Below are 21381 nucleotides of genomic sequence, written 5' to 3' on the forward strand. Positions count from 1 at the left end.
TCCGTTTTTGGTTATGCGTTTTTGTAGTATAAACATACTTACGCAAGTGAAATTTCTTCGCACTATTGAATAACTGTTCTCTTTTTATTCTTATTATTGACATAAAAACATCTATAGTATGATTATTAGTCAATGTGGGAAGGGTGTTTCATGATTGTTAAAGTAGTGCAGTAAATAGTGTGTGTGCTTCTAACTGTAAAAATAAGAATATACTGGAAAATCTATAACGACATTAATAATAATCATCATATACCGATTGCTATTAAGAAAATTAACCCTGTTTGTGCCCATATGTGAAAGTCAATTAATTAATTCTACTTCGGTGAGTTAAATTGGCGATGCATGATTGATGGCTAACTCACTGAAATTAAAAATTTTTTCCTCTGTGATTTGATTGCGGTTATTAGTTATACTTGATTTCTGTCATAAAAATTTTTAAGTGCTATAATTTTTTACCATTTTCTTAAATGTATCGAATATGCTTAACGAAATCCCATTTTGGTTAAAATATGTTTATTCTATGGGCAATGTTTTTTTACGCTATCCGCTGGACTAAGACCTGAGTTAACATATTAAGCCACATTTCAAGCCGCGCACTTGCAGCGGTGACCACACCTGACAGGAGTATGTAATGTCCAAGCAACAAATCGGCGTCGTTGGTATGGCAGTGATGGGGCGCAACCTTGCGCTGAATATCGAAAGCCGTGGCTATACCGTTTCCGTGTTCAACCGCTCTGGCGAAAAGACTGAAGAAGTTATTGCAGAGAACCCGGGCAAGAAGCTTGTTCCTTACTATACGGTGCAAGAGTTCGTTGAATCGCTCGAAACTCCACGCCGCATCCTGTTGATGGTTAAGGCCGGTGAGGCCACGGACAAGACCATTGATTCTCTCAAGCCGTATCTTGAGAAGGGCGATATCCTGATTGACGGCGGTAACACCTTCTTCCTGGATACAATTCGTCGTAACCGTGAACTTTCTGCAGAAGGTTTCAACTTTATCGGTACAGGCGTTTCTGGCGGTGAAGAAGGTGCATTGAAAGGGCCATCCATTATGCCAGGCGGTCAGAAAGAAGCTTATGAACTGGTTGCACCAATTTTAAAGCAGATAGCAGCCGTTGCCGAAGATGGCGAACCATGCGTTACCTACATTGGTGCTGATGGTGCTGGTCACTATGTAAAAATGGTTCATAACGGCATTGAATACGGTGATATGCAATTAATTGCTGAAGCCTATTCACTGCTTAAAAATGGCCTGAATCTTTCGAATGAAGATTTGGCGACAACCTTCACCGACTGGAATAAAGGCGAATTAAGCAGCTACCTGATCGACATCACCAAAGACATCTTCACTAAAAAAGATGAAGATGGTAAGTATCTGGTGGATGTGATTCTTGATGAAGCAGCGAACAAAGGTACTGGCAAGTGGACTAGCCAGAGCTCGCTGGATCTGGGTGAACCGTTGTCTCTGATCACCGAGTCTGTGTTTGCACGTTACATCTCTTCCTTGAAAGAGCAGCGTGTTGCCGCTTCTAAAGTGCTGAGTGGCCCGCAGGCTAAACCATTTGCTGGCGATAAAACTGATTTTGCCGAGAAAGTGCGCCGTGCATTGTATCTGGGCAAGATTGTTTCTTACGCTCAAGGTTTCTCCCAGCTACGTGCAGCATCTGAAGAGAATAACTGGGATCTCAACTACGGTGAGATTGCTAAGATTTTCCGAGCAGGTTGCATTATCCGTGCTCAGTTCCTGCAGAAAATCACCGATGCGTATGCAGAGAACCCAGCCATCGCGAACTTGTTGCTGGCACCGTACTTCAAGAAAATTGCTGACGAATACCAGCAAGCTCTGCGTGATGTGGTTTCTTACGCGGTGCAAAATGGTATTCCAACGCCAACCTTCTCTGCTGCTATCTCTTACTACGACAGCTACCGTTCAGCGGTACTGCCTGCTAACCTGATTCAGGCACAACGCGACTACTTTGGTGCGCATACTTACAAGCGTACCGATAAAGAAGGCGTATTCCATACGGAGTGGATGGAAAAGTAATTAACTATCAGTAAATTATGATCTTATTTAAAACCAGTGGAGAATGCTCTCCACTGGTTTTTTTTCTGTCTGGACGTATAGGCTAAGCGCACCCTAAGTTCTACTATTAACCTCCATTAAAAATGGGGGATGTCCCCAAGGATTGAGACTATGGGGCAATTTGGCTGAGGATGACATCGATACAAAATCGATAAACTCATTTTGCAATCTGAATCTGGAGAAACTATGGCAATTCTTGTAACTGGTGGTGCTGGCTATATTGGCTCACATACCGTACTGGCATTACTGGAGAGAGGTGATGAAGTCGTTGTTATCGACAATCTTTCTAACGCATCTAAAGCGTCTTTAGAAAGGATTACAGAATTAACCGGAAAAGCACCAACACTATATGTGGCCGATATTTTAGATAAAAATATTCTAAAAGAGATTTTCTCAAACCATGTGATATCCGATGTTATCCACTTTGCCGGTTTAAAATCCGTCGGTGAATCGGTTAGAAAACCACTGGAATATTATGAGAACAACGTCGTTGGAACGCTTGTTTTGCTTAATGAAATGTTGCTCGCAGGCATAGATAATCTGATCTTCAGTTCATCTGCGACGGTGTATGGTCATCCCGAAAAAGTACCGCTCAGTGAAGAGTGTCGCACTGGCGGCACCACTAACCCATACGGGACGTCGAAATTAATGGTTGAGCGAATTTTGCGCGATTTTTCGCATGCACAGCCTAACTTCCGCATTACCTGTTTACGTTATTTCAACCCAGTCGGTGCGCATCCTTCAGGCCGTATAGGGGAAGATCCCAACGGCATTCCCAATAATCTAGTACCTTATATTTCTCAGGTAGCAATTGGAAAACTCGAATGCCTGTCTGTTTACGGCAATGATTATCCAACACCAGATGGAACCGGTGTTCGTGACTATATTCATGTGCTGGATTTGGCAAGCGGACATCTGGCGGCATTAGATCATAAAACTGAAGGTTCACCATTCAAAGCCATTAACCTGGGGACGGGTGTCGGCTATTCCGTTATTGATCTTATTAAGGCGTTTGAAAAAGCAGCACAAACGACAATTAACTATCAAATAGTTGAAAGAAGGCCGGGTGATGTTGCGGAATGCTGGTCAGATTCATCCTTAGCCAAACATGCTCTGGGATGGGAAGCGATTCGTTCTCTTGATGAGATGATGCGTGATACATGGAACTGGCAGAAAAATAACCCTAACGGTTTCGATTCTTAATCTCGTTTCTATCCTCAAGTTATTTCAAGATGCAGGGTGGTGGCAATTGAGTAAATCCAGATGAGCATGCAAAAATGAGCGATTCGGGTGAGCAGCCAAACCTCTGCAACTTGAAGGGTAATTTACATTATGGGTCCGGTATTCAGTCTCAATACCAATCAATTATTGAGCGCGAATCTTCGATACTCGATTCCAACCATTGCTCTGCTTTCCTCCATTATCCAGATTAATTATGGTTTTTCCTTGACCATTCAGCATCGGCAACGCAATAAAATAATACCTATTAACTAAGGTGACAGGCTGTTTAAGTGATCTATTATTTTGCGCAGCTATTTAGGTGATAACTCGTCCAGCACGTCAGAGGTATAATCCCCCGAAAAACGTTGAATTTGTAATTCGAATTTTCTCGTAATCTGAATCGGGGAGATATCTATGGACAAATCACGTTTTGCTGAAAGCCAGATCAGGACCATTCTGAAGTAGGTTGAAACCGGTACACCGATACCTGAATTGTGCCTGAAAGCAGTAATATGTGCTCGTCGATGGACTTCATGCTCGACCAACTATCGGATGATTGTTCTGTTCGTCTACTGAATATCATTGATGACTTTAACCGCGAAGCGCTGGCTATTGAGGTAGATTTTCCTCTGCATGCCAGTCGGGTGGTAAAGACACTTGAACAACTCATTGAGCGGAAAGGAAAATCGGCTGCAATAAGGTGTGATAACGGAGCGGAATATACAGGTAAGGCATTAATGTCATGTGCTCATCAGCAGAATATAGCGTTTAAGTTTATTCAGCTCAGTAAATCTCAGCAAAATCTCTATATTGAGCGATATATCGCATTGTGCGTTATGACTGACTGAGCCAGCACCTGTTTAGTATGCTTGATGAATTACAGCAAAATATGCAATAGAATGGCAGTGGTTTTATAATCATGAACGGCCCAATATGGCGATGAAAGGTTATACACCAGTGCATCATATATAGCGTATGGCCTGATTCTACTTATCACCTCCGTTAAAAATGGGGGATTACCGTAGTCGTAGCGGTTGTTCAACAAGATTTACACTCTTTGAGGCTTTATGAAAATTATTGTAACTGGTGGGGCAGGGTTTATCGGTTCTGCAGTAGTTCGCCACATTATTAACGCAACCAGTGATGAAGTTTTAGTCATTGATAAATTGACCTACGCCGGAAATATGGAGTCTCTTACCTCCGTATCCAGTAGTAAGCGTTATTCATTTCGCCAGATTGATATTTGTGACCGGGCCGCTTTAGATAATGCTTTTCATGAGTTCCAACCAGATGCGGTGATGCATTTGGCAGCAGAAAGCCATGTTGATCGTTCAATTGATGGTCCTGCAGCGTTCATTGAAACGAATATTGTTGGAACTTATATTTTACTCGAGGCTGCTCGAAATTACTGGAACCAGCAGACTCCATCATCGAAAGACGGCTTCCGTTTTCATCATATTTCCACAGATGAGGTTTTTGGTGACTTACATGATACGGAGTCACTGTTTACCGAAACAACACCTTATGCCCCAAGCAGTCCATATTCTGCTTCTAAAGCGTCTAGCGACCATTTAGTTCGTGCTTGGTTGCGGACCTATGGGTTGCCCACAATTGTGACTAATTGTTCAAATAACTATGGCCCGTACCATTTCCCTGAGAAGTTGATTCCACTCGTTATTCTCAATGCGTTAGAGGGTAAACCTCTGCCAGTGTATGGCAATGGTTGCCAGGTACGAGACTGGTTATATGTCGAGGATCATGCCAGGGCACTTTACAAAGTAGTTACGGAAGGTAATCCGGGCGAGACATACAATATTGGCGGCCATAATGAGCGTAAAAACATTGATGTTGTGAAGACCATTTGCCGCTTACTTGATGAAATTGTTCCCACTAAGCCCGCAAACATAGAACGTTTTGAAGAACTTATTACTTATGTCACGGACCGTCCTGGCCACGATCTGAGATATGCAATTGATGCTTCCAAAATTGAAAGGGAACTTGGTTGGAAACCTAGTGAAACCTTTGAGAGCGGTATCAAAAAAACCGTCGAATGGTATCTTGCTAATGAGTCATGGTGGCAACGTGTTAAAAATGGTTCATATTCAATGGAACGTTTAGGTCTAAACAGTTAATCAAGAATATAAGGATTTTAAGATGAAGGGGATTGTTCTGGCGGGTGGGTCGGGAACACGGTTGTATCCGATTACACGCGGGGTCTCAAAGCAGCTGTTGCCCATTTACGATAAGCCCATGATTTACTATCCACTCTCGGTACTAATGCTGGCAGGTATCCGCGATATTTTACTTATCACCACACTTGAAGATCTTCCTTCCTTCCAGCGTTTATTGGGTGATGGTTCTCATCTAGGGATCAAGCTGAGCTATGAAATTCAGGCTCGTCCTGAAGGTCTGGCGCAGGCATTCATTATCGGAGAAGAATTCATCAATGGCGAGAATTGTGCTCTGGTACTCGGAGATAACATATTCTTTGGGCAGGGATTCGGCAGTAAGCTTGAAATGGTTGCACAACGGCAAAATGGCGCTACCGTTTTCGGATACCAGGTGATGTCTCCGCAACGTTTTGGTGTTGTCGAATTCGACGAAAATTATCGAGCGCTTTCTATCGAAGAAAAACCGATGCAGCCAAAATCTAATTGGGCAGTTACTGGGCTCTATTTCTATGATAACAAAGTCGTCGATTTGGCTAAGCAGGTTAAACCTTCAGAACGGAATGAACTCGAAATCACCAGTATCAATCAGATGTATCTTGAGATGAATGAACTGAATGTTGAATTGCTTGGGCGTGGTTTTGCCTGGTTGGATACAGGGACTCACGATAGCTTGATTGAAGCATCTCAGTTCGTCCATACCATTGAAAAGAGACAGGGTTTCAAAGTAGCCTGCCTGGAAGAGATTGCCTATAGAAAAGGATGGATGTCTGTCGATCAAGTGCTTGAAAGTGCTAAGACTATGGATAAGACATCGTATGGGCAATATTTGATTCAGTTAGTGGGTAAGCAGGTTCCCGTTTAAGCAAATCTACTTAATTGATCAATCCTTAGACTCCTGGTTGATTAAGGATTGTATTTTTTCACAAAGCCCCATGATTTGAGGGGCGTTTTTCGGTTTTTTCCGACATAAACCATTACTCTTTCGCAGGCAATTTTTCTGTTATCTGATTATACTAAAAACGTACAAATGTTAGCGGTTTGTGAACTGATTTTTTAGGGTAATCATGATTCAAGATAAAAATGTAACAAATAGCCAAACAGGGAATTCAGGCGAAACAATCGATTTAATAGATGTTTTAATGCAGTTGTGGAAAGGGAAAACCACCATTATTGCTTGTGTTGTTGCGGCCATGGTACTTGCCGTTATCTATCTGTTTATCGCTAAAGAGAAATGGACCTCTACAGCGGTTATTACACAACCAGATGCTGCGCAAATTGCTACCTACAGCAATGCGTTAAACGTTATTTATGGCAATGCTGCCCCTAATATTACCGATCTGCAAAATAGAGTTGTCGGTCGCTTAAGCTCCTCACTTTCTGCTTTATCAGAAATGTTAGATAACCAGGAAGAGCCTGAAAAACTCACAGTTGAACCTTCTGTTAAAGGTCAACAATTACCCTTGAAAGTGAGTTATGTCGACAACACACCTGAAGGTGCTAGAGCTAAAGTAGCTCAGTATATACAACGAGTTGATGAACAGGTTGGTGAAGAGCTTGCCGCAGATCTTAAGGACAATATTAAGCTGCAAATTTCGACGCTTGAGGACTCTTTGCAAACTCAGCAAAAAGTAGCCCAGGAACAAAAAGATTTGCGTATTAAGCAAATCAGTGAGGCGCTTAAATTTGCGACAGAAGCAAAGGTTTCGTCACCTCAGTTACAGCAAACTTCTGATGTTACTCAAGACACAATGGTTCTATTAGGTAGTGAAGCACTGTCTTCGATGATTAAAAATGAGGCTACACGCCCGTTAGTGTTTTCATCTACTTACTACCAGACTAAACAGAACTTACTTGATATTCAGAGTTTGAAAATCGATCCTGCGACAATCCATTCTTACCGCTATGTAATGAAACCAACTCTGCCAATTCGTCGAGATAGTCCGAAGCGTGCTTTGACATTGATATTGGCAACGTTGTTAGGTGGGATGGTTGGTGCTGGTGTAGTGTTAGGCCGCAATGCTCTACGTAACTACAAACCTGATGCCTAGAGTCAGAATGTGAATAAGGCCGCTTTCGCGGCCTTTTTCACATCAATGCAAACCTACTTATGCCGTTCCCGCAAATTCTCAATCACTACACTCAAATCCAAATCCTGATCCTGCAGTAACACCAGCAAGTGATAGACCAAATCCGACGCCTCATTCTTCAGCTCAAAGCGGTCATTCACGGTCGCCGCCAGCGCTGTCTCAACGCCTTCCTCGCCGACTTTCTGCGCAATGCGCTTAGTGCCACTCGCATACAACTTGGCGGTATATGAGCTTTCCGGATCGGCAGTTTTACGCGAGGCCAGCAACTCTTCCAACTGATACAAGAAATGCCAGTCGTGATGCGTTTCGCCAAAGCAGCTCGAGGTGCCGAGGTGGCAGGTTGGGCCAATTGGGTTTGCCAGAACAAGAAGTGTGTCGTTATCGCAGTCTGGAGCGATGTTTACGACATTCAGAAAATTGCCGGAGGTTTCGCCTTTGGTCCACAAGCGTTGTTTCGTACGAGAGAAGAAGGTGACCTTTCCGCTTTCGATGGTTTGCGCCAGAGCTTCCGGGTTCATATATCCCAGCATCAGCACTTCGCCGGATTTGGCGTGTTGAACAATCACCGGCATCAGTCCGTCGGTTTTTTCCCAGTCCAGTTGGTCTTGCTGCTCTTGTGTTAACACACTCTTATCTCCACGCCTTGCTGAGCCAGATAAAGTTTCAGCTCACCAATATTAATAATTTGTTTATGGAACACTGAGGCCGCCAGTGCACCGTCAACATCTGCATCACGGAAGGCTTCCAGGAAGTGCTCCATGGTTCCCGCTCCACCCGAGGCAATCAGTGGCACGTGGCAAACTTCACGCACTTTCTTTAATTGCTCCAGGTCGTAACCGTTACGCACGCCATCCTGGTTCATCATGTTCAGAACGATTTCCCCGGCACCACGTTTTTGCACTTCCTGCACCCAGTCTACGGTTTCCCAGGTGGTCACGCGCGTACGGCTTTCATCGCCGGTATATTGATTGACGTGATATTTGCCTGTTTCGCTATCAAACCAGGTATCAATACCGACAACAATGCACTGGACGCCAAAACGATCGGCCAGGCGGGTAATCAGTTCAGGGTCAGCCAGAGCAGGGGAGTTGATTGAAATTTTATCCGCGCCGAAAGAGAGAATCTGTGCGGCATCTTCAATCGACTTGATGCCACCGGCCACGCAGAATGGAATATCAATAACTTCTGCCACGCGCGACACCCAGCTTTTATCTACCACACGGCCATCGCTCGATGCAGTGATATCGTAGAACACCAGTTCGTCTGCGCCTTCGGCGGCATAACGCTGGGCCAGCGGGACGATGTCACCAATGATTTCATGGTTGCGGAATTGCACACCTTTCACGACTTGCCCGTCGCGTACATCCAGGCAAGGAATTATCCGTTTTGCCAGCATGAGATTGCCTCCGTTACGTTGAATTTCCCTTCCAGCAGTGCACGCCCGACAATCACACCCTGCACGCCCGTTCCGCGCAGCGCGGCGATATCATCAAGCCCGCCAATGCCGCCGGAAGACTGGAATGCCACCTGTGGGAAACGTGCACAAACTTCTTCATATAATGAGACGTTCGAGCCTGCCAACGTGCCATCGCGGGAGATATCGGTGCACAACACGTGCTTGAGGCCGACGGGCAGGTATGTTTCCACCAGTTCTTCAAGCGTTACGCCAGAGTTTTCTTGCCAGCCGCTGACGGCAACCTGTTTGTTGCCCTGTTCGTCGATGCGCACATCCAACGCCAGCACCAGCGCATCAGCACCAAAGCGGGTAAACCAGCCTTTCACCACTTCAGGTGATTTCACTGCTGTAGAGCCGATAACAACACGCGCCACACCTGCTTCAAGCAGTGCCGCAACATCTTCTTCTGTACGTACACCACCACCCACTTGCACGGGAATTTTGACGCCCGCAACCAGCGTTTTAATCAGTGGGATCTGGCGCTTAGCAGGGTCTTTCGCGCCGGTTAAATCTACCAGATGCAGCACTTGTGCGCCTTGTGCTTCGTACTCTTGCAGACGCGGTAACGGATCGTTGCCGTAATCGCGTTGCTGGCCATAATCCCCCTGATGGAGGCGCACCACTGTGCCGTCAATTAAATCGAGAGCAGGAATAATCATGGTGCTTACATCTCCAGGAAGTTTTTCAGTAATTTTGCGCCTGCGGCACCCGAGCGCTCCGGGTGGAACTGCACGCCAAAGAAATTATCTTTTTGCACGGCCGCGGTGAAGGCTTCACCGTAGCTTGCCTGAGCGATGGTGTTTGCACATACCGGCATCGCGTAGCTGTGCACAAAGTAAAAATAATCACCGTCGTCGATGCCGCGGAACAGGCGGTCGCCTGCTTTCGGGTAGACACGGTTCCAGCCCATATGCGGCAAAGGCAAACCATGGTCGACCATTTTTAGCACTGGCTGCTCGATGATGCCGAGCATGTCGATGCCGTTGCTCTCGTCGCTGCGCGAACCCAGCAATTGCATACCGAGGCAAATGCCCAGCACGGGTTGGGTACAAGCTTTGATCAGATCGATAAGCTCGCGCTCACGAATCTGATCCATCGCCGCTTGTGCTGTTCCAACGCCCGGTAGAAAAAGTTTATCGGCGCGTAGCACCACATCCGGGTCGCGACTCACCAACGGCTCGTAGCCGTGGCGCTGGATTGCTGACCTCACCGAGTGCAGGTTGGCACACCCGGTATCGAGGATCACCACGTTCATTACAACACTCCTTTTGAGGAGGGCAGCGTGTCGCCTTCGACTTTAATAGCCTGGCGCAACGTGCGGCCAAAGACTTTAAACAGGCTTTCGACACGATGGTGGTCGTTTTTACCTTTGGTTTTCAGGTGCAGCGTCACGCCCATGGTGTAAGAAAGTGAACGGAAGAAGTGCTCAACCATCTCAGTGCTTAAATCGCCGACACGTTGGAAGTTATACTCGGCTTTGTATTCAAGGTGTGGGCGGCCAGAAATATCCAGTGCACAACGGGCCAGACATTCATCCATCGGCAAGGTGAAGCCGAAGCGGGTAATCCCACGTTTGTCGCCCAGCGCAATTTTCAACGCTTCACCCAGCGCCAGACCAGTGTCTTCAACCGTGTGGTGGTCGTCGATATAAAGATCGCCTTTTACGCTGATATCCATTCGGAAACCGCCGTGGGTGGCAATCTGGTCCAGCATGTGGTCGAAGAAACCGACGCCAGTGTTAATTTTGCTTCCGCCTTCACGGTCGAGCCAGACTTGCACGTCGATTTGTGTCTCTTTGGTGGCACGTTCAACGTGGGCATAGCGGTCACGCTTAGTCAGCTTTTCGCTGATGGTCGGCCAGTTCAGCGTTTCGCCGTGGTAGCGTAAACCCTGAATTCCCATATTTTCAGCCAGCTCAATATCTGTCGCGCGGTCGCCAATCACATAGCTATTGGGTTTATCCAGCACGCCTTCTTCCAGGTAACCGTTCACCATGGCAATTTTTGGCTTACGGCATTCACAGTTGTCAGCCGGCAAGTGTGGGCAAATCAGCACGTCATCGAAGTCCACGCCCTGAGAAGTAAACACCTGCATCATCAGGTTATGTGGGCCGTCAAAATCCGCCTGCGGGAAGCTGTCCGTTCCCAGGCCATCTTGATTGGTGATCATCACCAGCTTGTATCCGGCTTTTTGCAATTGCAGCAGGGCGGGGATCACCGCTGGTTCAAAGGCCAGTTTGTCCATGCGATCCACCTGATAATCTGAAGGTGGTTCAGAAATTAAAGTGCCGTCACGGTCGATAAAAAGAATTTTCTGGCTCACACGCCCTCCGTGGCCGTCAGGCCTGGTTGTTCACGCAGCGCAGCAATGGTGCGCTCGCATTCTAAACGGGTGCCGACAGTAATCCGCAGGCAGCCGCTTAATGATGGTTGTTTATTTTGGTCACGTAAGATAATGCCCTGATCCCACAGAGATTTAAACACTGCACTTGAAGCGGTGATGCGGGCCAGAACATAGTTGGTTTCTGAGTCGAAAACTTGCTCTACGCAACCTACTTCATTGAGTGCGGTGACCAGGTACTGGCGATTCACCAGGACTTCTGCGACGCGCTCGCGCATTGCATTTATTCCCTGCGGGCTTAATGCCTGAGCAGCAATATCCGCAACCGGGGTCGAAAGCGGGTAAGGGGCGATGACTTTCATCAGCAAATTGATCACTTCTTCATTTGCCAGCGTAAAGCCACAGCGCAGGCCAGCCAGCGCAAAGGCTTTAGAAAGTGTGCGCAGAACCACAAGGTGTGGATATTCATTCAGCCAACCGGCCAGCGTCGCCTGCGGGCAAAACTCAATATAGGCTTCGTCGGCCACAACCAGCGCTTTGCCGCGAGCCATTTCAAGCAGCACGCGGAAGTCTTGCGGATTGATTAACTGACCGGTTGGGTTGTTCGGGCTGCAAACATAAATGACTTTTACGCCTTCGATTTTCTCAGCGATTCCCGGTAAATCAAGCTGCCAGTCTGCAAGTGTAGGGACGGTGCGGCACTCAACGTTAAAGGCTTCGCTGCTGACGCTGTACATGCCATATGTCGGCGGGCAGTAGAGAACGGCATCTTTGCCCGGTTCGCAGAATGCGCGGATCAACAGTTCGATGCCTTCGTCCGCGCCACGACTCACCAAAACTTGTTCCGGTTTTACGCCTGCATACTCGGCGTAACGTTCAATGACCAGTTTAGGCTGGCATTCCGGGTAACGGTTTAGCGTCTGTTGCGTTAATTCAAACTCAACGGCGGTCGGGTATTCGTTGGCGTTTAACCACACATCGCCATTACCGCCCAGGCGGCGCGCCGACTGGTAAGGGGTCAGGGCGCGGACATTTTCGCGGGCTAACTCTTCAATGCTCATGCTTGCTCCTTCAGTGCTGCAACTCGCAGGGTAACGGCGTTTTTGTGGGCATCCAGCAGCTCGGCGGCGGCCAGAGTTTCAATCGTTTTCGCAAGACTTGCGAAACCTTGTGGTGAGAGTTCCTGAACCGTCATCCGTTTCTGGAAATCAGCCAATCCAAGGCTTGAACACGTTGAGGTATAACCATACGTCGGCAGCACGTGGTTAGTGCCAGAAGCGTAGTCGCCAGCCGATTCCGGTGACCAGTCGCCGAGGAAGACTGAACCTGCACTGGTGATGCTATCGACCAGGTCACGGGCGTTGCGGGTCTGAATAATCAGGTGCTCCGGGCCGTACTGGTTGGAGATCTCAATGCATTGCTCGAGGTCTCGGGCAACAATCAGGCGGCTGCTTTCCAGCGCTTTGCGAGCGGTTTCAGCACGTGGCAGAGCGGCTAGCTGGCGCTCAACGGCTTCGGCAACGGCTTGTGCCATATCGGCATCCGGCGTTAACAGAATCACTTGCGAGTCCGGGCCGTGTTCGGCCTGTGAAAGCAGGTCCGATGCCACAAAGTCAGGCGTTGCACCGCTGTCAGCGATGACTAAAACTTCTGATGGGCCAGCAGGCATGTCGATAGCCGCGCCGTCAAGACGCTGGCTGACCTGGCGTTTGGCTTCGGTCACAAACGCGTTGCCTGGCCCGAAGATCTTATCCACTTTCGGGATGCTTTCCGTGCCCAGCGCCAGTGCGGCAATCGCCTGCGCGCCACCGACCTGAAACACTTCCTGCACGCCACACAGTTGCGCGGCATACAGAATTTCATCGGCAATCGGCGGAGGTGAACACAGCACTACTTTTTTGCATCCCGCGATTCGTGCAGGCGTGGCAAGCATCAATACGGTTGAAAACAGCGGTGCGGAACCACCAGGAATATAAAGGCCAACAGAGGCAACCGGGCGCGTAACCTGCTGGCAACGCACACCCGGCATGGTTTCGATATCAACGGTTGGCAGTTGCTGGGCCACGTGGAATTTTTCGATATTCGCGACAGCAACGGCCATCGCGTCTTTAATCTCCGAACCCAGACGAGCAACGGCATCGGTAATTTCCTGCGCACTGACTTTCAGCTGCTGCACATCTGTTTTATCAAACTTTGTGCTGTATTCGCGCAATGCAGCATCACCGTTAGCTTTCACATTATTAAGAATGTCAGCCACCGTGCGGGTAATGCTTTCGGAGGCAGAAATCGCCGGACGGGTCAGCAAAGCCTGTTGCGCCGCTGCATCGCACTCATTCCAGTTAATCAACGTATTGAAGTTTGCCATGGTGTTACTCCATCATCTTCTCAATTGGTAACACCAGAATCGAACTGGCACCCAGCGCTTTCAGTTTTTCCATGGTTTCCCAGAACAGCGTTTCGCTGCTCACCATATGCATTGCCACACGTTGTTGATCGCCAGCCAGCGGCAGAATAGTTGGGCGTTCAGCGCCTGGCAGCAGAGAAATAATTTCATCCAGGCGCTCGCTTGGTGCATGCAGCATGATGTATTTCGATTCACGCGCCTGAATCACACCCTGGATGCGAGTCATCAGTTTGTCGATTAACTGCTGTTTGGCTTCCGGCATTTCACCGTCGCGTTGAATCAGGCAGGCTTTGGAGCGGTAAATCACTTCTACTTCACGCAGGCCATTAGCTTCGAGTGTTGCGCCAGTAGAAACCAGGTCACAGATTGCATCAGCCAGGCCCGCACGCGGGGCCACTTCAACAGAACCGTTCAACAGGCAAGATTTAAACTGCACACCTTTGCCATCAAGGTAGCGCTTCAACAGGTGAGGGTAAGAGGTCGCGATACGCTTATTATTCAGGCTTGCCGGGCCGTCCCACGGCTCATCAACGGAAATCGCCAGAGAAAAGCGGCAACCGCCGAAATCCAGGCGGCGCAGGGTAAAGTAACGTGGGTCTTCGCCCTGAGCGCGGCGCGTCAGTAACTCTTCTTCCAGCACATTCTCACCGATGATGCCGAGATCAACCACACCGTCCATAATCAGGCCAGGGATATCGTCATCACGCACGCGCAGAATGTCGATCGGCATGTTTTCAGCTAACGCAATCAGGCGCTGGGTATGCAGGTTGATTTTTATGCCACAGCGTGCGAGCAATTCGCGTGAGTCATCGCTTAAACGGCCTGATTTCTGAATAGCTATGCGTAAACGGTTATTGTCTAACATGAGTAATCCCTCTAATAAATTCTTGTCTGACGTCCAAAAAAAAGCCCCCGGAAGAAATCTTCCGGGGGCTTATTGACTCGTTCATGCACCACTGGAAGATTTTTCTGTCTCCCAGCACACATCGCCTGAAAGACTAGTCAGGATGATGGTGATGATGGTGATGATGGTGGGTAGTAGTTTGAACGCGTGTCATAAAATTCTCGTATGAATGTTTATTCATGATGTGCTTTTAACGTAAACCATATTCAGTGCCTTGTGCAAGGGCTTTTTACCCCCTCAATTAATATTCTGTTTAGTGCCATTGATTGTCAGTTGTCGTAACGTGGCGTAGCCTTAATAAAGGGCTAAAAAGCACAGCAGAGAGATATGCTGCAATCCAGGAGAGAAGGCATGAAAAAGGTTGCGATTGTCGGGTTAGGGTGGCTGGGAATGCCACTGGCGTTGTCTTTATCAGCGCGGGGCTGGCAAGTGACAGGGAGTAAAACGACCCTCGATGGCGTTGAAGCGGCGCGAATGTGTGGGATTGACGGTTATCAGTTGCAACTGACTCCTGAGCTGGTTTGTGACAGCGACGATCTTGATGCATTACTGGATGCTGATGCGCTGGTGATCACGCTGCCCGCTCGTCGTACTGGCGATGGTGACGATTTTTACCTGCAAGCGGTACAAGAAATTGTTGATAGCGCACTGGCTCATAATATCCCGCGTATCATTTTTACCAGTTCCACGTCGGTGTATGGAGAAACAGAAGGCAGCGTGAAAGAAACCTCGCCGCTTGAGCCCGTTACCGCCAGTGGGCTGGTGCTGAAAGAGCTTGAAACCTGGTTGCATGATTTGCCTGGCACCTCGGTAGATATTTTGCGTCTTGCGGGTTTGGTTGGGCCGGAACGCCATCCTGGTCGTTTTCTGGCAGGGAAAACTAATGTGGCTAACGGTGCTCATGGGGTGAATCTGGTGCACCTTGAGGATGTTATTTCTGCAATTACTCTGTTGCTACAGGCTCCGAAAGGCGGGCACATCTATAATTTATGTGCGCCAGCTCATCCAACGCGCGCCGAGTTCTACTCTTTGATGGCACGGCAGATGAATTTAGACGCACCCGTTTTTCGAACTGAAACGCAAAATGGCCACGGTAAGCTGGTGGATGGCAACCGTATTTGCAACGAACTTGGGTTTGAATATCAATATCCAAACCCGCTGGTAATGCCCATGCAGTAACCACTGTGGGGTGTTGCTCGTGACCTCCAGGAACGAGTATGAAACCACTGCTGGATGTGCTGATAATTCTCGATACCCTCGATAAAGAAGGGAGCTTTGCTGCTGCGGCAACAAAGCTCTTTAAAACGCCTTCCGCACTCAGTTACACCGTTCAAAAACTCGAAAACGATCTCAACATTCAAATACTCGACCGATCCGGCCACCGTGCGCGTTTTACGCGAACGGGTCAGCTTCTGCTGGAAAAAGGTCGCGAAGTGCTGCATACCGTACGCGAACTGGAACAGCAGGCTATCAAGCTTCATCAGGGATGGGAAAACGAGCTGGTGATTGGCGTGGATGATTCTTTTCCCTTTTCGTTGCTGACTCCACTTATTGAAGCTTTCTACAAAAGTTATAGCGTGACGCGGCTGAAATTCATCAACGGTGTATTGGGCGGTTCATGGGAAGCGCTCACTGAAGGGCGGGCAGATATTATTGTTGGCGCTATGAGCGACCCACCATCGTTGAGCGGTTTTGGTTTTACACTCCTTGGTCAACTTGAAAGTATCTTTGTTGTTGCACCTCATCACCCACTTGCGGAAGCTGAAGAACCACTCACTCGCCGGATTATCAAACGCAGCCGTGCCGTTGTAGTTGGCGACACATCGCGTCTTGAGCCGTCACGTTCGATGCATTTACTCGAAGAACAAGATGCGATCACCGTTTTTGATTTCAAAACCAAACTCGAGCTGCAAATCAGTGGTATTGGCTGTGGTTACGTACCCCGTTACATGGCGCAGCGTTTTATCGAAAGTGGCGTGCTGGTGGAAAAGCAGGTTGTATCCCATGTACCTTTTGTACCGGTATGGATTGGCTGGAATGAGCAGACTGCCGGGCTTGCCAGTGAATGGTGGCGAGAGCAAATCGTCAATAGTCCCGAAATCGCATTGGTATACGGAACCACGCAAAAATAATGCTTTTGGGTGAGTGGCAGAGCGCCAGGCTCACATCTATTGTTTAAAGTGGCTCGTTATTTCTTCTGAATATGTCTTCGCGTTTAAATTTTCTTCTCTGCTTTGTTTTGCGGAGTTTTTTTGCACGCAAGGAGTCTGTATGAAGCAAACCAATCAGCAATGGCAGTCGCGGCGTGAACAGGCGGTTCCTCATGGGGTCGGCAATGCACTGCCGGTATACATCGAAAAAGCGAAAAATGCCGAATTATGGGATGTTGAAGGCAAACGCTATATTGATTTTGCCTCTGGTATTGCGGTGCTAAATACCGGGCATAACCATCCGGCCGTTATTGACGCCGTGCGTCAACAACTTGAAAAATTTACCCATCCTTGTTTCCAGGTCACACCTTACGGCAACTATATTGAGCTTGCCGAACGGTTGAACAAACTGGTGCCAATAAGCGAACCATGCCAGACGCTGTTTCTCACTACCGGCGCGGAAGCGGTTGAAAATGCCATTAAAGTGGCGCGTATTGCGACGGGGCGTTCGGCCATCATCGCATTTCGTGGCGCCTTCCATGGCCGGACCTTACTGGGCATGGCCTTAACGGGCAAAGTTCAGCCGTATAAAAAGGGCTATGGTCCGTTCCCGGCAGGCATTTATCACGCACCTTATCCAGCGGCCTACCTTGGCGTGAGTGACACTCAGGCACTGGCGTCATTGGCGGGTATTTTTGCTGCTGATGTTTCGCCGGATGAAGTCGCCGCGATCATTATTGAGCCGGTGCAAGGTGAGGGTGGTTTCTATGCAGCGTCACCATCATTTATGAAACAACTGCGGGCGCTGTGCGATAAGCACGGCATCGTTCTGATTGCAGATGAAATCCAAAGTGGGTTCTGCAGAACGGGTAAAACGTTTGCGATTGAACATAGTGAGGTGGCGCCGGATCTCATCACTATGGCAAAAAGCCTGGCAGGCGGCTTCCCACTTTCAGCGCTCGTCGGCAAAAAATCCCTGTTCGATAAAGCGATGCCTGGCGGCTTGGGTGGTACTTATGCCGGCTCGCCTGTAGCGATTGCAGCGGCACTGGCGGTGACTGATGTCATTGAGCAAGAAAATCTCAATCAAAAGGCGCAGGAAATCGGTGAGCTAATCACTGATCGTTTACAGCAAATGAGTGAGCAATTTACCTGCATTGGTGATGTGCGCGGATACGGTGCCATGATCGCGATGGAGTTGGTGGAAGAGCGCGATAGCCACCGCCCAAATAAAGAGTTAACACAGGTACTTGTGCAAGAAGCAGGCAGAAAAGGTTTAGTGTTGCTGTCATGCGGAGTGAGAGCGAATGTTATTCGTTTTCTCGTCCCGTTAACGGCTGAAAAAGAAATTGTTAATGAAGGCCTCAATATCTTGTCATCCTGCCTTGAATTAGTGCAAAATACGCGCCTCACTAAATGAGAACAAAAAACCGACGTTAAACGCGTCGGTTATTTTTTTGCATTAAGTTCAAGTAGTCAAACAGGCATACGCCAAAAATCCAAGAGGCCGGGCTTCGTACCGGATAGATACTAGCTTTTAAAAAACGACAGTCGTGTCGCCGAGGAAATTCAGATGGGGCAGCTTTTTGCTTTTGCGCAGGTATTCGCCGTTTGGGGGAATGACCATGTCGCTTAACGTCACCGCAGGTGCAAAATCTCGTGTTGAACTCCGTAAGAGCCTTACGCTCATTCCGGTAGTTATGATGGGCCTTGCTTATATGCAGCCTATGACCTTGTTCGATACATTTGGGATTGTATCTGGCCTTACCGACGGACATGTCGCTACGGCTTACGCGTTTGCCCTTGTGGCAATTTTGTTCACCGCGTTAAGTTATGGAAAGCTAGTACGCCGCTTCCCATCAGCGGGTTCTGCCTATACCTACGCTCAAAAAGCAATCCACCCGGTGGTTGGCTTTATGGTGGGTTGGTCTGCCTTGCTTGATTATCTGTTTATGCCGATGATCAACATCCTGCTGGCAAAAATCTATTTTGAAGCTCTGGTGCCATCTATCCCGTCGTGGATTTTCGTGGTGCTGCTGGTTGGCTTTATGACTATCTCCAACCTGCGCGGCATCAAAACCGTGGCTAACTTCAACAGCTTTATTGTTGTGCTGCAAATGATCGTGATGGTGGTGATCACCGGTCTGGTTATTTACGGTGTGGCAAATGGCGAAGGTGCAGGTACGTTAACCAGTACACGTCCATTCTGGTCAGAACATGCGAATGTGGTGCCGATGATTACCGGTGCGACCATCCTATGCTTCTCGTTCCTTGGTTTTGACGGTATTAGTTCTCTATCTGAAGAGACCAAAGATGCAGGCCGCGTTATCCCAAAAGCGATTTTCCTGACTGCTTTAATTGGCGGCGTGATCTTCGTTGTGGTGTCTTACTTCCTGCAACTGTATTTCCCGGACATCTCGCGCTTTAAAGATCCGGATGCATCGCAGCCAGAAATCATGCTCTTCGTGGCAGGTAAAGCCTTCCAGTTCGGCATCCTGATTTTCTCCTGCGTGACGGTTCTGGCATCGGGTATGGCGGCACATGCGGGCGTTTCTCGCCTGATGTATGTGATGGGCCGTGACGGCGTGTTCCCGGAGCGCTTCTTCGGCTACATTCACCCGAAATGGCGTACCCCGGCGCTCAACGTTGTACTGGTCGGTATCATTGCTCTGTTTGCGGTTAAGTTTGACCTGGTGACTGCAACTGCGCTGATTAACTTCGGTGCGCTGGTGGCGTTTACCTTCGTTAACCTGTCAGTGATTTCCCAGTTCTGGATTCGTGAAGGGCGCAATAAATCCATCAAAGATCACATCAACTATCTGGTGCTACCAATTTGTGGTGCGCTGACAGTCGGTGCGTTGTGGATTAACCTGGAAGAAAGCTCGATGATTCTGGGTCTGATTTGGGCGGCCATTGGCCTGACTTATCTGGCCTTCGTAACTCGCCGCTTCCGTAACCCGGTTCCGCAATTCAACGAAGATTTAGCGTAAAAGCTAACTACGAAGAAGGCCGCGAAAGCGGCCTTTTTGCTATCTATTACCCTACCAAAAACTGCGCGTACTCAAACAGCTCCTTAAGCAACGCCGTCTTTTCCTTGTCCCCTTCATGCAGGTTATACAGCGCCTCCAGTTCTTGCGCGTAGGCTTGCAACGCTTCCTGAGATAACACATCGCGGCGGTGTTCTAACCAACGCTGTTGTTCTGCTTCATCCAGTGTTCCTGGGAAATTGCGCGCGCGATAGTTAAACAACAGCTTTTCAATACGTTTATCGGCGAAAGTGATATCCAGCGCAGGCAGATTTTGCGGATCGGTTTGCAGCACTATGCGCATCGCCGCACGGTCTGCATCACTGAAGAAACCGTTATAAAGCTGCGCATCAACATTTTCAGATGGTACAAAAGGTTCGGATTCAGCAAAGATAGCCACCGCTTTTTCACGTACTAAAGGGTGTTCGCGCAGTAACTTCAGGTTATCCAGGCAACGCTTACGATCGATTCCTAAACGTTCGGCATCTTCCGGGCGCAGCGTATTAGCCACCGCCAGCACCGGGCATTTATTCAGATGCACCAGTTTAATTGGCACCGCAGCCGCATCGCCAAGCGCGGCCTTCGGCGTATACAAACGTTCGCGTAATGTATCGGCGTCCAGTTCCAGCAGCGGCGAAATATCACCTGCTAAATCGACCATAATCACCGCATTTTTGTTATCCGGGTGCCAGGCCAGCGGTGCAATCCAACTGGTGTTGCCACGCCATGCGCCGAACATCCCGGAAACATGCACCAGTGGTTTCATCTGCGGGATATCAATCAATGTGGTGAGTTTGTGTTTGGAACGATGGCTGTAAAGGTACTCAAACAGCCGTGGCTGGCGAGTCTTAACTAATTGCGCCATCGCGATAGTGGCGTATACATCAGACATCGCATCGTGCGCGTTCGCATGTTCAATACCGTTGGCTTTGGTCAAATGCTCGAGGCGGAAACTCGGCAGCCCCTCGTCGTTTTCCGGCCAGACAATCCCTTCCGGGCGCAGGGCATAGCAGGCGCGCATCACATCGAGCAAATCCCAGCGCGAATTATCGTTCTGCCAGCTCCAGCCGTATGGGTCGTAAAAGTTACGGTAGAAAATATTGCGCGTTACTTCATCGTCGAAGCGCACGTTGTTGTAGCCGACCACGCAGGTTTTCGGCACGGTAAAGATATTGTGAATACGTTTGGCAAAATCTGCTTCATTCACGCCCTGAGCCAGTGCGTGTTGTGGGGTAATACCGGTAATCATCACAGCTTCTGGCTGTGGAAGGTAGTCATCAGCGGGTTTGCAATAGAAAACTTCAGGATCACCGATAACATTGAATTGGTCATCAGTACGAATCGCTGCAAATTGCGCTGGTCGGTCAAGAGATGGACTCTTGCCGAAAGTTTCATAATCATGAAAGAGGAAGGTCGGTTGTTGCGTTGAATTTTCCACGGCTTATTTCCGCCCTTGAGTGTTGTTTAACTTGCTGTTATTAAACTGAAATACCACTAAAACCCTCTCCATGTTTCCATCTTGATTATCAGGTGTTGCAT

At 48.4% G+C, this 21381-nt stretch carries 19 protein-coding genes, 1 pseudogene and 1 other annotated feature; of the genes and pseudogenes, 11 read left to right on the top strand and 9 right to left on the bottom strand.

Annotated features, from left to right (window positions below):
• Positions 1-631: 631 nt before the first annotated feature.
• The 6 genes and pseudogenes from gnd to wzzB all read left to right on the top strand — a co-directional run bounded on the left by gnd (position 632) and on the right by wzzB (position 7523).
• Positions 632-2044: an NADP-dependent phosphogluconate dehydrogenase gene (gnd, locus tag LVQ79_RS12855; protein WP_232865245.1), complete on the top strand. Its 1413-nt coding sequence runs from the start codon at positions 632-634 to the stop codon at positions 2042-2044.
• Between the two features lie 225 nt (positions 2045-2269).
• A complete protein-coding gene (galE, locus tag LVQ79_RS12860; protein ID WP_232865246.1) occupies positions 2270-3286 on the top strand; it encodes a UDP-glucose 4-epimerase GalE in 1017 nt (338 codons plus the stop codon).
• A 512-nt stretch (positions 3287-3798) separates the two neighbouring features.
• Positions 3799-4276: pseudogene (locus LVQ79_RS12865) on the top strand (DDE-type integrase/transposase/recombinase); the annotation flags it as partial.
• 95 nt (positions 4277-4371) lie between these two features.
• Entirely contained in the window at positions 4372-5436 is a 1065-nt protein-coding gene (gene rfbB / locus LVQ79_RS12870) for a dTDP-glucose 4,6-dehydratase (RefSeq protein WP_232865247.1), read from the top strand.
• A gap of 22 nt (positions 5437-5458) precedes the next feature.
• On the top strand, positions 5459-6337 hold the full coding sequence (rfbA, locus tag LVQ79_RS12875) for a glucose-1-phosphate thymidylyltransferase RfbA (RefSeq protein ID WP_232865248.1): 879 nt from the start codon (positions 5459-5461) through the stop codon (positions 6335-6337).
• 202 nt (positions 6338-6539) lie between these two features.
• Positions 6540-7523, top strand: a complete 984-nt coding sequence (wzzB, locus tag LVQ79_RS12880) for an LPS O-antigen chain length determinant protein WzzB (protein WP_232865249.1) — start codon at positions 6540-6542, stop codon at positions 7521-7523.
• A 53-nt stretch (positions 7524-7576) separates the two neighbouring features.
• On the opposite strand, the gene hisIE is transcribed toward wzzB, so the two are convergent.
• The 8 genes from hisIE to hisG are packed head-to-tail and all read right to left on the bottom strand — an operon-like array spanning position 7577 to position 14627.
• A complete protein-coding gene (hisIE, locus tag LVQ79_RS12885; protein ID WP_232865250.1) occupies positions 7577-8188 on the bottom strand; it encodes a bifunctional phosphoribosyl-AMP cyclohydrolase/phosphoribosyl-ATP diphosphatase HisIE in 612 nt (203 codons plus the stop codon).
• Complete coding sequence (gene hisF / locus LVQ79_RS12890) at positions 8182-8958, bottom strand: imidazole glycerol phosphate synthase subunit HisF (RefSeq protein WP_232865251.1); 777 nt, start codon at positions 8956-8958, stop codon at positions 8182-8184. The genes hisIE and hisF overlap by 7 nt, the downstream gene beginning before the upstream one ends.
• Complete coding sequence (hisA, locus tag LVQ79_RS12895; RefSeq protein ID WP_232865252.1) at positions 8940-9677, bottom strand: 1-(5-phosphoribosyl)-5-[(5-phosphoribosylamino)methylideneamino]imidazole-4-carboxamide isomerase; 738 nt, start codon at positions 9675-9677, stop codon at positions 8940-8942. The genes hisF and hisA overlap by 19 nt, the downstream gene beginning before the upstream one ends.
• A 5-nt stretch (positions 9678-9682) precedes the next feature.
• On the bottom strand, positions 9683-10273 hold the full coding sequence (gene hisH / locus LVQ79_RS12900; RefSeq protein ID WP_232865253.1) for an imidazole glycerol phosphate synthase subunit HisH: 591 nt from the start codon (positions 10271-10273) through the stop codon (positions 9683-9685).
• The gene (gene hisB, locus LVQ79_RS12905; RefSeq protein ID WP_232865254.1) at positions 10273-11340 is read right to left on the bottom strand and encodes a bifunctional histidinol-phosphatase/imidazoleglycerol-phosphate dehydratase HisB; all 1068 of its coding nucleotides are present in this window, start codon (positions 11338-11340) and stop codon (positions 10273-10275) included. Before hisB ends, hisH begins: the two co-directional genes overlap by 1 nt.
• Entirely contained in the window at positions 11337-12419 is a 1083-nt protein-coding gene (gene hisC, locus LVQ79_RS12910) for a histidinol-phosphate transaminase (protein ID WP_232865255.1), read from the bottom strand. The genes hisB and hisC overlap by 4 nt, the downstream gene beginning before the upstream one ends.
• Positions 12416-13723 carry a histidinol dehydrogenase gene (gene hisD, locus LVQ79_RS12915; RefSeq protein WP_232865256.1) on the bottom strand — a complete coding sequence of 436 codons (1308 nt, stop codon included), beginning with the start codon at positions 13721-13723 and terminating at the stop codon, positions 12416-12418. The genes hisC and hisD overlap by 4 nt, the downstream gene beginning before the upstream one ends.
• 4 nt (positions 13724-13727) lie before the next feature.
• Positions 13728-14627: an ATP phosphoribosyltransferase gene (gene hisG, locus LVQ79_RS12920; protein WP_064545284.1), complete on the bottom strand. Its 900-nt coding sequence runs from the start codon at positions 14625-14627 to the stop codon at positions 13728-13730.
• A 35-nt stretch (positions 14628-14662) separates the two neighbouring features.
• Positions 14663-14785 (bottom strand) — a sequence feature (His leader region).
• Between the two features lie 232 nt (positions 14786-15017).
• Between hisG and LVQ79_RS12925 the strand changes: the two genes are divergently transcribed.
• From LVQ79_RS12925 to LVQ79_RS12940, 5 genes are all read left to right on the top strand, one after another.
• Positions 15018-15845, top strand: coding sequence for an SDR family oxidoreductase (locus tag LVQ79_RS12925; RefSeq protein WP_232865257.1), 828 nt, complete (start codon positions 15018-15020; stop codon positions 15843-15845).
• Positions 15846-15883: 38 nt separating this feature from the next.
• Entirely contained in the window at positions 15884-16798 is a 915-nt protein-coding gene (locus LVQ79_RS12930) for a LysR substrate-binding domain-containing protein (protein WP_232865258.1), read from the top strand.
• A gap of 139 nt (positions 16799-16937) precedes the next feature.
• On the top strand, positions 16938-18236 hold the full coding sequence (gabT, locus tag LVQ79_RS12935) for a 4-aminobutyrate--2-oxoglutarate transaminase (protein WP_232865259.1): 1299 nt from the start codon (positions 16938-16940) through the stop codon (positions 18234-18236).
• 153 nt (positions 18237-18389) lie between these two features.
• Complete coding sequence (yoeI, locus tag LVQ79_RS22585) at positions 18390-18452, top strand: membrane protein YoeI (RefSeq protein WP_115631794.1); 63 nt, start codon at positions 18390-18392, stop codon at positions 18450-18452.
• Entirely contained in the window at positions 18442-19806 is a 1365-nt protein-coding gene (locus tag LVQ79_RS12940) for an APC family permease (RefSeq protein ID WP_151994370.1), read from the top strand. The genes yoeI and LVQ79_RS12940 overlap by 11 nt, the downstream gene beginning before the upstream one ends.
• A 46-nt stretch (positions 19807-19852) precedes the next feature.
• Here LVQ79_RS12940 and sbcB read toward each other — a convergent pair whose 3' ends face one another.
• Positions 19853-21280, bottom strand: coding sequence for an exodeoxyribonuclease I (gene sbcB, locus LVQ79_RS12945; protein ID WP_232865260.1), 1428 nt, complete (start codon positions 21278-21280; stop codon positions 19853-19855).
• Positions 21281-21381: the final 101 nt, after the last annotated feature.

Origin of the sequence: Buttiauxella cochleicola, assembly GCF_021282405.1 — a bacterium.
GTDB lineage: Bacteria > Pseudomonadota > Gammaproteobacteria > Enterobacterales > Enterobacteriaceae > Buttiauxella > Buttiauxella massiliensis.

Excerpts from the sequence above, each read along its gene's own strand:
- LVQ79_RS12940 (WP_151994370.1), top strand. The coding sequence starts at position 18,442 with ATGTCGCTTAACGTCACCGCAGGTGCAAAATCTCGTGTTGAACTCCGT.
- hisD (WP_232865256.1), bottom strand. The coding sequence starts at position 13,723 with ATGGCAAACTTCAATACGTTGATTAACTGGAATGAGTGCGATGCAGCG.
- gabT (WP_232865259.1), top strand. The coding sequence starts at position 16,938 with ATGAAGCAAACCAATCAGCAATGGCAGTCGCGGCGTGAACAGGCGGTT.
- hisG (WP_064545284.1), bottom strand. The coding sequence starts at position 14,627 with ATGTTAGACAATAACCGTTTACGCATAGCTATTCAGAAATCAGGCCGT.
- LVQ79_RS12925 (WP_232865257.1), top strand. The coding sequence starts at position 15,018 with ATGAAAAAGGTTGCGATTGTCGGGTTAGGGTGGCTGGGAATGCCACTG.
- galE (WP_232865246.1), top strand. The coding sequence starts at position 2,270 with ATGGCAATTCTTGTAACTGGTGGTGCTGGCTATATTGGCTCACATACC.
- hisF (WP_232865251.1), bottom strand. The coding sequence starts at position 8,958 with ATGCTGGCAAAACGGATAATTCCTTGCCTGGATGTACGCGACGGGCAA.
- wzzB (WP_232865249.1), top strand. The coding sequence starts at position 6,540 with ATGATTCAAGATAAAAATGTAACAAATAGCCAAACAGGGAATTCAGGC.
- hisC (WP_232865255.1), bottom strand. The coding sequence starts at position 12,419 with ATGAGCATTGAAGAGTTAGCCCGCGAAAATGTCCGCGCCCTGACCCCT.
- hisA (WP_232865252.1), bottom strand. The coding sequence starts at position 9,677 with ATGATTATTCCTGCTCTCGATTTAATTGACGGCACAGTGGTGCGCCTC.
- hisH (WP_232865253.1), bottom strand. The coding sequence starts at position 10,273 with ATGAACGTGGTGATCCTCGATACCGGGTGTGCCAACCTGCACTCGGTG.
- gnd (WP_232865245.1), top strand. The coding sequence starts at position 632 with ATGTCCAAGCAACAAATCGGCGTCGTTGGTATGGCAGTGATGGGGCGC.
- rfbB (WP_232865247.1), top strand. The coding sequence starts at position 4,372 with ATGAAAATTATTGTAACTGGTGGGGCAGGGTTTATCGGTTCTGCAGTA.
- LVQ79_RS12930 (WP_232865258.1), top strand. The coding sequence starts at position 15,884 with ATGAAACCACTGCTGGATGTGCTGATAATTCTCGATACCCTCGATAAA.
- rfbA (WP_232865248.1), top strand. The coding sequence starts at position 5,459 with ATGAAGGGGATTGTTCTGGCGGGTGGGTCGGGAACACGGTTGTATCCG.